General features: G+C 65.0%; 11 protein-coding genes and 2 pseudogenes. 7 read left to right on the top strand and 6 right to left on the bottom strand.

The window, feature by feature from the left end:
* Positions 1-124: 124 nt before the first annotated feature.
* Positions 125-920 (bottom strand): annotated as a pseudogene (locus tag G9373_RS29905) (acetyl-CoA C-acyltransferase); the annotation flags it as partial.
* A 508-nt stretch (positions 921-1,428) separates the two neighbouring features.
* Here G9373_RS29905 and G9373_RS29910 point away from each other — a divergent pair.
* The 5 genes and pseudogenes from G9373_RS29910 (at position 1,429) to G9373_RS29930 (ending at position 6,605) form a co-directional block, all read left to right on the top strand.
* The gene (locus tag G9373_RS29910; protein ID WP_133984102.1) at positions 1,429-1,809 is read left to right on the top strand and encodes a CPBP family intramembrane glutamic endopeptidase; all 381 of its coding nucleotides are present in this window, start codon (positions 1,429-1,431) and stop codon (positions 1,807-1,809) included.
* A 277-nt stretch (positions 1,810-2,086) separates the two neighbouring features.
* Entirely contained in the window at positions 2,087-2,428 is a 342-nt protein-coding gene (locus tag G9373_RS29915) for a YciI family protein (RefSeq protein WP_120661007.1), read from the top strand.
* Between the two features lie 472 nt (positions 2,429-2,900).
* Positions 2,901-3,109: pseudogene (locus G9373_RS46825) on the top strand (MmgE/PrpD family protein); the annotation flags it as partial.
* Positions 3,110-3,166: 57 nt separating this feature from the next.
* Positions 3,167-4,039, top strand: coding sequence for an LLM class F420-dependent oxidoreductase (locus tag G9373_RS29925; protein ID WP_007299396.1), 873 nt, complete (start codon positions 3,167-3,169; stop codon positions 4,037-4,039).
* 325 nt (positions 4,040-4,364) lie between these two features.
* On the top strand, positions 4,365-6,605 hold the full coding sequence (locus G9373_RS29930; protein WP_120661008.1) for an NADP-dependent isocitrate dehydrogenase: 2,241 nt from the start codon (positions 4,365-4,367) through the stop codon (positions 6,603-6,605).
* Between the two features lie 80 nt (positions 6,606-6,685).
* Here the strand turns inward: G9373_RS29930 and G9373_RS29935 are convergent, their stop codons facing one another.
* The gene (locus G9373_RS29935) at positions 6,686-7,318 is read right to left on the bottom strand and encodes a hypothetical protein (RefSeq protein ID WP_120661472.1); all 633 of its coding nucleotides are present in this window, start codon (positions 7,316-7,318) and stop codon (positions 6,686-6,688) included.
* Between the two features lie 382 nt (positions 7,319-7,700).
* Between G9373_RS29935 and G9373_RS29940 the strand changes: the two genes are divergently transcribed.
* Positions 7,701-7,853 carry a hypothetical protein gene (locus tag G9373_RS29940; RefSeq protein ID WP_164709591.1) on the top strand — a complete coding sequence of 51 codons (153 nt, stop codon included), beginning with the start codon at positions 7,701-7,703 and terminating at the stop codon, positions 7,851-7,853.
* A 54-nt stretch (positions 7,854-7,907) separates the two neighbouring features.
* Positions 7,908-8,813 carry a 4-hydroxy-tetrahydrodipicolinate synthase gene (gene dapA / locus G9373_RS29945; RefSeq protein ID WP_167118308.1) on the top strand — a complete coding sequence of 302 codons (906 nt, stop codon included), beginning with the start codon at positions 7,908-7,910 and terminating at the stop codon, positions 8,811-8,813.
* Between the two features lie 90 nt (positions 8,814-8,903).
* Here the strand turns inward: dapA and G9373_RS29950 are convergent, their stop codons facing one another.
* The 4 genes from G9373_RS29950 to G9373_RS29975 form a co-directional block, all read right to left on the bottom strand.
* Positions 8,904-9,539, bottom strand: a complete 636-nt coding sequence (locus tag G9373_RS29950) for a GyrI-like domain-containing protein (protein WP_120661010.1) — start codon at positions 9,537-9,539, stop codon at positions 8,904-8,906.
* Between the two features lie 167 nt (positions 9,540-9,706).
* Positions 9,707-10,114: a YciI family protein gene (locus tag G9373_RS29960; protein WP_167118311.1), complete on the bottom strand. Its 408-nt coding sequence runs from the start codon at positions 10,112-10,114 to the stop codon at positions 9,707-9,709.
* Between the two features lie 180 nt (positions 10,115-10,294).
* A complete protein-coding gene (locus G9373_RS29965) occupies positions 10,295-10,999 on the bottom strand; it encodes a hypothetical protein (RefSeq protein ID WP_043790449.1) in 705 nt (234 codons plus the stop codon).
* A gap of 649 nt (positions 11,000-11,648) precedes the next feature.
* Positions 11,649-12,044, bottom strand: a complete 396-nt coding sequence (locus G9373_RS29975) for a hypothetical protein (protein ID WP_167118314.1) — start codon at positions 12,042-12,044, stop codon at positions 11,649-11,651.
* Positions 12,045-12,060: the final 16 nt, after the last annotated feature.

The following is a 12,060-nucleotide window of genomic DNA, read 5'->3' on the forward strand; positions in this document are numbered from 1 at the left end:
CACCTCACCGACAAACGCATCCAACTGTTCCCCGACCCGGTCGAGAGCGGCTGTATCCATGCCCGCATGCTCTCGAGAAGGCCACGAAAACTCGAGCCGACACGCCGAGCTAACAAAGTACTACTAGTGAGATGCCGGAGCCGTTGACGTTGACGTTGGATTGGTCCTCGTGTCCCAGCCCTTGGAGGACAGCGAGGACCTGGACGGCGAAGGCCTCATTGATCTCGATGAGGTCGATATCGTCGAGCTCAGCCCATGCTTGCGGAACAATTTTTGGACGGCGGGGACCGGGCCGATGCCCATCTCCGCCGGGTCGCAACCACAGTCGCCCACCCATGTAGGAAGCCGAGCGGCTCGAGCCCGAGTCTGTCGAGTTGGTCTTCGGCGACGACGAGGCATGCGGCGGCGGCGTCGTTCTGCTGACAGGCGTTGCCAGCGGTGACGGTGCCATCGGGTATGACGGTGCGGAGCCGCGCGAGCTTTTCGGGAGTGGTGTCACCGCGGATGCCCTCGTCGTGGTCGAAGACGATCGTTTCGCCTTTTCGTTGCGGAACTTTGACGGGGACAACCTCGTTGTCGAACCGACCCTCGGCCCAGGCGGCCGCGGCCCGATGTTGGCTCTGCACCGCGAAAGCGTCGGCGGCCTCGCGGGAGATGGCGTACTTGGCCGCCAGGTTTTCGGCGGTCTCGATCATCCCGGAGATGTAACCGAACCTCTCGACGGGCTGCGCCCGTTCGCGACCACGGTCGAGCCGATCGTGGAGTTTGACCTAGCCTTGCCTTGAGCCCCAGCGCATGTCGGTCGTGTAGAACTCCACATTGCTCATACTCTCGACGCCACCGGCCATGACGACATCGGCTGCCCCGCTCTGAATCATCATCGCGGCGGTGGCGATCGACTGCAGTCCACCTCCGCACCGCTATCTGGGCGCGCTGCCCGGCGTGGACCTGACCCGGTGCTGCGGCGGGTCGTTGGGGTTGAACTCGCCGGTGCCCCGAGGATGCGCGGCGAAGCCGGATACGGTCGGAGTAACTCAGGGGCAGGGCTTATGGGGCAGTGGCAGTTGGTCAGCACGCGCGGCCGGAGGTATCTCGGCGACGAACCGTCCGCCGGTTCGCGCTGGCCGGCCTGCTGTTGCTGGGTGTGGTCCTTTTCGCGTGGAACGCGCCCACCCACGTGGGGTGGGCGCTCGGCGGCCTGGCAGGGTGCCCGCTCCTCTACGGGGTCCTCGCGGTGGGAGTCCTGCGGCCGACCGCGACGTCGACGGTGCGCTCGGAGCTAGGGATCTCACTGAATGGTTGGGACTGGGGCGTCCTCGCCCGAACTCGCGCCGGCGGAAACTCATCAAGATCGCGGTCTGGTGTCTGCTCATTCCGGGGGTACTTGCGTTCTTTCAGTTCGCATTCATCAACAGGTGGGTCGGGGAGGTGTTTCCGGTCACCGATCCCGGGATCCGAGCGGCGCGCGTGGGCCGGGCGGATCTGGTTCTGTCGAGCGGGGTGTACGGGATTTTCGTCTACGCCTTCATCCGCGCTGGCATGCTCGAAGAACTTGCAGCGCGGCTGCTGCCGTTGATCGTGCAACGCTGGCGGCCCGGCGCCCACTTCCTCGTTGCGGCCATCGCCGTCGCCTCCACGGCGTGGTTCTCCTGGGGCCACGTCGAATACGGCACCGCGAACGTCCTTACGGCACTGGTCGGTGGTGTCGTCTACATGGGCCTGGCCCTTTCCACCCGCTCGTTGTGGCCGGCGATCATGGCGCACGGCATCTATGACCTGTTCGTCTTCTGGGTGAGGATTCGGATGTGACGGCCGGGGCCCTGGTCTGCGAGGGCCACCACTCCCGGACGGGTTGTGCCATGCTGCGGGCACAGTGTCGAAGTCGTGAGGGGTGACATGACTGTTCATACGTTGGTGCGTTCCACAGGCAGGCGTGGTTGGACGGTGCGGTGCGATGTGTGTGGTGAGCGCGGTCGTGGAGACGGCGTGTTCCGCCCGTCGGGGTGGGCGGGCGAGTCTTGTGCGCGCCGGCCCGTGTCGGCGAGGATGGGTCCGATCCCTGACGTGCGAAGAAGGAGTCGGCGCGATGACGAAGTACCTGATCTCGTTCCCGAGTGGTGCCATGGATTTTCCCGACGAGGATCTGCAGGCAGCGTCGGATGCGTCGCATGCGGTGGTGGAGGAGGCGAAGGACGCCGGCGTCTGGGTATTCGGCGGTGGAATCGACGAGAGCGTTCCGCCTGTCCTGGTCGATGGGGATGGCACGGTGACGGAGGGCACGTACCCGCAGACGAAGCAGCTCGAAGGCGGCTACACGATATTGGAGTTGCCCTCCCGCGAGTCGGCACTGGAATGGGCTGCGAAGATCGCGGTTGCCTGCCGGTGTGCGCAGGAGGTGCGCACGTTTCATTACGATCCCGCCAGCTGACGGGGTTCGACCTCCCAGCAATCGCATTCGGCTTCGGCTAGATCCCCTTCCCGCCCCACCATCCACCGGGGCAAGACCCGCACCGCCGCCACGTGCACCGCGACCGGCTCGCTCGGGGCGTTCAATCCGTTCACGTCGACTTCCGGGGCCAGGTCCATCACTCGCCGTGAGCCGTGTAGCGCTCCTATTGCTCGTGGCCGAACTCGATCGGCCGGCTGTGGATTCCTGCGGGGGTGAGCGATCTGGTCGTCACGCTCGGGGAGCGTCGCGGCCACATCCGGTTCCTCTCGACGGGTCTCCCTTGTCCGCGAGCACCCGATGCGGGCGCGTTCTCGGGCGTCGTCGTCCGGATCGAAGTCGACCGCAAGCGCAAACATGCTGAACTCTCGGCGGAACGCTCATCGAATTCGCCTGCAGGTGAGCGCCATTCGGGGGGATGCTACCGAGCAGGAGATCCTCGACCTCGACTTTCCTCGCCGTCGCGCGGCACCCAGGACGCGTCGGCCGGGATCTGATTCACGGGCCGGCCGCTGGATGGGAGATCCAGATTGCCCTCATTCGTGCAACTGGCTGCGCGAGTACAGGATCGACCACGTCGCACACCTCGGACCGTCCGCAGTCACTGGAATCGCAACCCTACTCGGACTCGACACCGAGACCATCGATCAGGCTGTCGGGAGGCCAAGGTGGTACTGACGATCCCTGGGTGGTCGTCGGCGACAAGCCTAACGTGGAGCTATGGAACTTGGACTGCACATCGCCGACTTCACCTTTCCGGACGGCCCGTCGACCCTCGCGCACGACTTGTCTCGCATTGCCGTCACCGCCGAGGACGTGGGTTTCGCCAAGATCAGCGTCATGGATCATCTCTGGCAGATCGAACCGGTTGGACCGATCGACACCGAGATGCTCGAGGCCTACACCACTCTCGGTTATCTCGCTGCCGTCACGAAGAAGGTGGACTTGCTGGCCTGGGTCACCGCGACTGTCTACCGCGAGCCGGGCCTTCTTGCCAAGGCCGTGACCACGCTCGACGTCCTGTCCAAGGGTCGTGCCTACCTGGGAATCGGCGCCGCCTGGAACGAGGACGAGAGTGTGGGACTCGGGCTCCACTTCCCGCCCACGGCCGAACGCTTCGAACGGTTGGAGGAAACACTGCAGATCTGCCTGCAGATGTGGAGCGAGAACGACGGACCGTTCGAGGGGACGCACTACCAGCTCGGCCGCACGATGAACGTGCCGCAGTCGCTCCGGCGCCCACACCCGCCAATTCTGATCGGCGGTGGGGGTGAGAAGAAGACGCTTCGGCTGGTCGCGCAGTACGCGCAGGCCTGCAACCTGTTCGGCGGACCCGAGGTCGAGCACAAGCTGGAGGTGTTGAAGAGCCACTGCGACGCTCTCGGAACCGACTACGACGCCATCGAGAAGACCGTGATGTTCCCACTCGACCCGGGTGCGGGTGGACAGAACGTGGACAGCCTTCTGGGTCAACTCGAGGACTTGTCGAAGCTGGGAGTCACTCACGTTCACGGATGGGTACCACAAGTCGCGTCGATCACGCCCCTCGAGATCTTGGGCGAGCGCGTGGTTCCGGTGATCGCGGACTGGTGATCTCTCCGACGCACGGATCGCCTGATCGGTCGCCCGCGGTAGCGCCCGCCAGGCCTCGGTGGAGTGCATGGTGGCGAAGCTTCGGCGAGGCCGATGGTGGACGGAAACTGGACGGCGAGGGGCGCAGCCTGGTCCCGGTGAACGCGACCGATGCGCACGTGAACCGCGGAGTGTTCGCATGGTGAACCAAAGTGGTCGAAGTGAATCAAAATCGGGCGCTTGAATATGCTCTGATGATGTCGCACCTAACCTGGACTCGACGCGAGACCGATAGCCTCACGAGGAGCCTATCGACCTCGGAACGAACTGACGCGGGAGAACAATCATGAGCGCCGATAAGCATCCAACCATCATCTACACGCTGACCGACGAGGCGCCGTTACTCGCCACCTACGCGTTCCTGCCGATCGTGCGCACCTTCGCCGGTGCCGCGGGCATCGAGGTCGAGTCCAGCGACATTTCGGTACCGGCGCGGATCCTGGCCGAGTTCCCCGACCGCCTCACCGAAGAGCAGCGCGTCCCGGACAACTTGGCCGAGCTGGGTCGGCTGACGCAACTGCCCGAGACCAACATCATCAAGCTGCCGAACATCAGCGCGTCTGTGCCGCAGCTCCTGGCCGCCATCAAGGAACTGCAGGGCAAGGGCTACCGGATTCCGGACTTTCCGGAAGCCCCCAAGACCGACGAGGAACGCGATATCCGGCAGCGCTACGGCAGGATCCTCGGCAGTGCGGTCAACCCGGTCCTGCGTGAGGGCAACTCCGACCGTCGCGCACCCCGGGCGGTGAAGGAGTACGTCCGCAAGCACCCGCACAGCATGGGTGAGTGGTCGATGGCCTCGCGCAGTCACGTCGCGCACATGCGGCACGGCGACTTCTACCACGGCGAGAAGTCGATGACACTGGACCGGCAGCGCACGGTCCGGATGGAGTTGGTGACCGACGGCGGCGAGACGATCGTCCTCAAGGAGGGGCTGACCCTGGGCGAGGGCGACATCATGGACAGCATGTTCATGAGCAAGAAGGCCTTGCTCGACTTCTACGAGGAGCAGATGGAGGATGCGCGCAAGACGGGCGTGATGTTCTCCCTCCACGTCAAGGCGACGATGATGAAGGTCTCGCACCCCATCGTCTTCGGCCACGCGGTGAAGACCTTCTACAAGGACGCCTTCGCCAAGCACCAGAAGCTGTTCGACGAACTGGGCGTCAACGTCAACAACGGCCTCGTCGACCTCTACGACAAGATCGAGACGCTGCCGAGCACGCAGCGCGAGGAGATCATTCAGGACCTGCACGACTGCCATGAGCACCGTCCCGAGTTGGCCATGGTCGACTCCGCCCGCGGCATCTCGAACTTCCATTCGCCCAGCGACGTCATAGTGGACGCCTCGATGCCCGCGATGATCCGCTCTGGCGGCATGATGTACGGCGCCGACGGGCGACTCAAGGACGCCAAGGCGGTGATGCCGGAATCCACTTTCGCGCGCATCTACCAGGAGATCATCAACTTCTGTAAGACCAACGGCGCGTTCGACCCGACGACCATGGGCACTGTCCCCAACGTCGGGCTCATGGCGCAGAAGGCCGAGGAGTACGGCTCGCACGACAAGACCTTCGAGATTCCGGAGGACGGCGACGCCAACTTCGTGGATGTCGAGACCGGTGAGGTGCTGCTCACCCAGCACGTCGAGGCTGGTGACATCTGGCGCATGTGCACCGTCAAGGACGCGCCGATCCGCGACTGGGTCAAGCTCGCGGTCACCCGGGCACGCAACTCCGGCATGCCGGTGCTGTTCTGGCTGGACCCGTACCGCCCGCACGAGAACGAGCTGATCAAGAAGGTCGAGCTGTACCTGCAGGATCATGACACCGAGGGCCTCGACATCCAGATCATGTCGCAGGTGCGCTCGATGCGTTACACGCTGGAGCGGCTGATCCGCGGCATGGACACCATCGCCGCGACCGGCAACATCCTGCGTGACTACCTCACCGACCTGTTCCCGATCCTGGAACTCGGCACCAGCGCCAAGATGCTGTCGATCGTGCCGCTGATGGCCGGCGGTGGCATGTACGAGACGGGCGCCGGTGGGTCGGCGCCCAAGCACGTCAAGCAGCTGGTGGAGGAGAATCACCTGCGATGGGATTCGCTCGGTGAGTTCCTGGCATTGGCCGTCAGCCTGGAAGATCTCGGCATCAAGACCGGCAACGAGCACGCCAAGATCCTGGCCAAGACGCTCGACGCGGCGACCGGCAAGCTGCTGGACGAGAACAAGAACCCGTCGCGCAAGACCGGCGAGCTCGACAACCGGGGCAGCCAGTTCTACCTCGCGTTGTACTGGGCACAGGAACTCGCCGCGCAGACCGAGGACAAGGAATTGGCGGAACGTTTCGCCACCCTTGCCGAGACGTTGACCGAAAACGAGGAGACCATCGTGCGGGAGCTCATCGAGGTTCAGGGCTCACCGGTCGACATCGGCGGCTACTACCAGCCGGACAGCGAGAAGGCCGACGCCGTGATGAGGCCGAGCAAGACTTTGAACACCACGCTGGCGGCCGCGCAACAGTGAGCCCGAACCACTGAACTGCCGGTTCGTGAACTGTGCACGGGTCGAACACTGGTGCGGGGAAGGGTCCTGGCCCTTGTGGGTCAGGGCCGCCCCTCCAGCGCCCCTGTGACCGCCAGGTCGTCGAGCAGCCCCAAAAATGCACGGGCACAGGGGAGGTCGGCAGTGGCCCCCGCCACGGTGGGCCAGTCGACCTGCTCGCGCAAAGCGCGGGCGACCGGCAGCATCGGCACGAAATCACACCGATGGGAACCGAGACGACGGAGTTTGTCGATCATCAGATCGGTTCCGCTGAGGACAGGCGCCCAGATCTGCCCGATCCGCATCGTCTCGGCCCGTGCGAGGAGTCCCTCCCCGGTCCCAGTGGTACCGGCCGGATACAGCAGGGTGACCCGGAGATCACCGCCGACGACCTGCCGTGACCCGAGGCGGGAGGAAGCGATGGACCGCATCCCACCCGCAGCCAACGCGGTCCGTGCCTCGGTCAGGTGTTCGTCCGAGGCGATGATGGTCACCTGGTGCTCGGCTGGCGGTCCGCCGCGGGCGTAGACGGCGCAGTCCCCGCCGACCGCGAACGGCACGTCAGCGGCCGAGAGGATGTTCACTGCCCGACCCAGCGTCCGCATCAGCTGGGCTTCGCGGGCCGCGACTATTCGAACGGTGGGGTAATCCTCCGTCCGCGGAGAGCAATGGCGCGGCAGGTGCTCGGTGGTCATGACCGGTGGGTACCCGGCGTGTGCGGACCTCAACCGTGCGATGGGCGATCTCGCTTCACGGAGTGCGGCCACAGGCGGTTGATCGAGGGACCTTCGTCAGGGGCGCCGAGTACGGGTCTGCCAGCGTGTCTTCGCCCGTGGCGACTCTTGCAGCAGAAACCGACCGATGGGCATTGTTTTGGCGGTCTCATCGAAATGGTGGACTCCGGTGTAGTCGACTGACCGCCGTCGGTCTGCGCAGCCGCGATAGACGTGCTGGCGGCGTCAATGTCTCATTGGCTCTGTACAATTCGGAGATACCCGATGGTGCTGGAATCGGGACGGCCCGCGGGAGGCAGGAATGGGGTCACACAGCGCGGGTTTTCCTGGAGACTGATGAGTTATGACCGATCAGCTGCATGCCGACCTCACAGAACGTCTCGGCCGGGCGGTCGCCCGTGCCGCCATGGATGGTGATCCCCTGTTCGGTACCGTCGAGATCACCATCGCCGAGCTTGCTGAGCTGCTCGAAAGCCGAACCCCTCCCGGCGAGTGACCGGGGGATGTCTGGTCAGGGTTGTCGCCGGTTCGTCGCGCATACACTAGGGCGATGACCGATTCGTCAGCGCCGGTGGCTCCGTTCGGGCGCGTTCTCACAGCGATGGCTACGGCGTTCACCGTGGATGGCGAGATCGATGAGGAGGCGACTGCTCGGATCGCCGTACATCTGGTCGATCATGGGCACGACGGGCTTGTCGTCTCGGGGACGACCGGTGAGGCGGCCACGACTACCACCGCCGAGGACGGTCGGATCTTGCGAGTGGTCAAGGATGCGGTGGGCAACCGCGCGAAGATCGTTGCCGGGGTGGGAACGAATGACACGCGGCACACACTCGAATTGGCGAGGCAGGCTGTCACGCTCGGAGCTGACGGGTTGCTGCTCGTGACGCCGTATTACAACAAGCCGAGCCAGGGGGGTGTACTGCAGCACTTCCGGTACGTCGTGGAGGCAGTCGATGCTCCAGTCATGGTCTACGACATTCCCGGCCGGGCCGGTACCAAGCTGGCGCCGTCGACGTTCGAGACGATGGCGGAGTGGCCGTCCGTGGTGGCGGTGAAGGATGCCGCCGGAGATCCCACTCAGGCGATCATGTTGCGCGAATTGGGCTATGCGGTCTACTCGGGAGACGACAGCCTCACTCTGGGTTTCCTGGCGTATGGGGCGTGCGGGGTTGTCTCTGTTCTCGGTCACGTGGCAGGCGACGAGATCCGCACCATGATTGACGCCTTCTTGTCGGGGGATGTGGAAACCGCACGGGAGATCAATGCCCGCCTGCAGCCGGCCTTGCATGCGGTCATGGGTGTCCCCAATTACGGCGCGACGACGGTCAAGGGAGCACTGCAGTTGCTCGGAGTGCTGCAGAACAGAACTGTGCGGTCCCCGCTACTTGCCCTCGACGACGGCGAGTACGAGGCGTTGCGGACGGGGCTGCTCGCTTCGGGGTTGCTGCACTGACCGAGCTGAGCATGCACTCAAAGCTGTCGACGCCGACGTTCCCGCCACACATGCTGCTACCTGGCCCCAGCGCACGGGTCGCCATGGTTGTCAGGTGCCGGAGGCGGCACCGGTGGTGATTGGTTGCCTGAGGATCGTGCGTTGCTTCTCGGGCGTGATCCTGCGGAAGTCGTTGAGGTAGATCTCGTGGTGCTTGCCGGACACACACAGTCTGTTGCCGGGGATGAACTCGTCGTGCAGTTGTGCGAGCACGCCTGCTTCGTCGTCGAAAGAGCCGGCGTGCAGTGTCTGCACGCACCGCCCTTCGCTCAGCGCCTCGAGTCGGACGTCGTCCAGACGTATCGGGCGGTTCTTGGCACCGGCCTGTTCGACTGCGGTGGTGAACATGGCGTGTTCGACCCAGTTCGGGGTCATGATCATCATCGTCCAGTCCCATCGCGACTTGTCCCGCACCGTTGTGAAGGAGTCCATGTCGTCTGCCCACCACAAGCCCTCCAGCGGAGGAACGACATAGTCGCGGCCGAGGTCACGCTTGCTGGCGAACTTCAATTTGTACGCGAGGGGGTAGAGCGCTTCGACGGCGTCGCTGAATGCGGGTGAGGTGTTGGGGTCGCCGTGACCGTCGATCATGAGATACTGCATGTCGGGCACATCGACGATCCTGAACTCGCCTCGTGGGGCCTGGTAGGCGGCGAGGGTTTTCTTGAAGTCGGTCTTGTCCGTCATCGGGCACCTGGACTCGCGTAGCGAGCCACACCTTTCTGCCTCCACGAGGCTCGACGATTATGAGAACTGTGGGGTGCGGTTCCGTCTCGGCCGCCACGAGGTGGAGTCCGCGGCGGCCGAGGATCCGCGAGCACCTTCGGGGTACGGGCCGGAGGAGGATCTCGAGGTCAGTCAGTGAGGGTGGGCGGCGCAGTGAGGAACGGGCGCACTTCGAGCCACTCATGGATCGGTTTCCCTCCCGCCCCCGGAGCGGCGGAGAGCTCACCTGCCAGCTCGATGGCGCGGTCGTAGCTGTCGACGTCGATCATCATCCAGCCGGCGATGAGGTCCTTGGTCTCGGCAAAGGGGCCGTCGGTGACCGGTGGGCGACCCTCGCCGTCGTAGCGGACGAACACCCCGTCGGGGGCGAGCGCTTGACCGTCGACGAACTCGCCGGTGCCTTCGAGTCGGTCTGCGAAGTCTTGCATGTACTGGACGTGGGCCGAGATCTCTTCCGGCGTCCACTGGTCCATCGGCACGTCGTTGACCGCAGCAGGGGCGCCGCGGTAGTGCTTGAGCAGAAGATACTTGGCCATTGTGGTTCTCCTCGGTGATGGTGCGGCCCATTGTGGTCGCGTTCATTGTGGAAACGGAGCCAGTCAGGATTTCTCGACACGCCGCCGAAGAATTTTTTGGGGTCTCGTCCGAACCGGGTGCGGGGACTGGTAGTTGCGGTGTCCGGGCGCGTTGTGCACAGCGCTGCGCGACGCAGCACCTCACAGTGTCGGCCGATCGAGCGGACGTCGCAGGGGATCGAGCGCGCCGGCGTCCCGTAGCCGGCCGTATACGCGAACAACCGTGTCGACGTCGCCCGGTGCTGCAATGTGCAGAAGCCGGCCGCTGCTCAGCGTGTCCTGACGGACCGCCTCCGGGCCGTCGGGCACCAGGACTGCGCGGGCCGCGGACAGATAGCCGAACCGGCCGACGACCGGATCGCCGACGGTGAAGCCGGCGTCGTCTTCGAGGGCATCGAGAATGTCGTCGTCGCTCACGTCACCGAAATCCGGTTCCCACACCGACGCAAGCGTTGCGAGCAGTTCGGATTCGGGGACGACGGCGCCGTCGGGCGCATCGACCGTCATCACCAGCGACTGCAGGAGAAACTGCGGGGCACCACCCGCCACGCCGGACAGTTCCACTGCCCACCCGTCCGCACCCGCGTGCATCAGTCGCAATCCGGTCCCCGTCAGGTCCGACCACGCTTCCGCGCCCTGAGCGTCCAGGAGTACCGCTGTCAACTCGTCCGGCGCACAGGCGGTGTCCGGGCCCGACGCGTGAACCTGCCGCCACTCGCCTCGCGCCGGTGGCGCAGCCGCCGGCAGCAGTTCCGTGACGTGCTCCAACGTCTGCCGCCACTGTCCTGCCAGCGTTTCGACCGGCTCCCGCCGCGGTCCCCAGAAGGCCCGCACGACGCGTCGCATTCGAATATGTCCTCCCTCGCGATACCTACGGTCGTCCGTGCGTCCCCGGGCGGGATCAGGGTCCGCAACGAACCGTGGTGCACCTGATTCTGTCATCAGATGCGTCCTGCCCACTGGAAAGGAAGCATCGATTCCCGGATGCTGGTGACCATTTCGGCGATCCCCTCAGCTGTGGCAGGCTTCAGGGTGAGGTGACACCCAACATGCAGTAACCGGCGGCAATGTAGAGGCCGCGGTGACCGGGAACCGGGCCGATGGACGGCAGGCTGTCGGGCGTGGCCGGTCGCAAACTGGTACGGGCTCAGTGCTCCGATGATCGGCAACTGGATGCCCAGGGGAGTGAGAAGCGCGTTTGTCGCGGCACCGAGCGCGATGACCGCGTGGTCGTTGTCCAAGGAGTGGTCCGGCGTTGTATCGACCACTTCGCGCCTGCGGGAGTGACGGTCTCCACGGCAGTGTGCTGGAGGACGGTGACGCCCATGTCGGTGACCTTCTCGAGCAGACCTTGGAGCAGGGATTACCGGTTGACGTGTCGGTCGATCGAGGTGTGGGCGGCGACCTGCACCCCGGGCCGACGGCAGTACCACGTTGACGTGCTTCGTCACCGGACAGGTATTCGATGCTGCCCGGGAAGCCCAGTCCTTTCGCCTCACTTCGGCGTGATGGTCTCGGGTACGGAGCTGCTCTCGCCGCGGCCGACGATGAGCGCGATGCATGCTGAGGCGGCCGAGGCTGGGCCCAGACCCGCGCGTACCCAATTCCAGCGATACCAGTCGGTCAGGGTTGTGTGCACCGCCTCGGGTGGGAAAGCAGGGTCGAACATGGCGAGGTTCGCGTCCACGAAGTAGATCGGGAGGACCAACAGGGTCCCGACCATGCCTACGGTCGCCAGAGTCCAGGCGCGGCGCCCGGGTCGATGACTCTCGACGGCGGAGTAAGTGGTGATGGCGACCATCACTGTCGAGGCGCGGTCGAAGGGGAACACCGCCGCTCCGGTGACGGGGCCGTAGACCGCGAAGTGGTGCAGGAATTCCGCTGGTTCCATGGCAGCCAGGTCGGGA

This window comes from Rhodococcus sp. A14 (assembly GCF_011603105.1).
In the GTDB taxonomy this organism is placed as follows: Bacteria; Actinomycetota; Actinomycetes; order Mycobacteriales; family Mycobacteriaceae; genus Rhodococcus_F; species Rhodococcus_F opacus.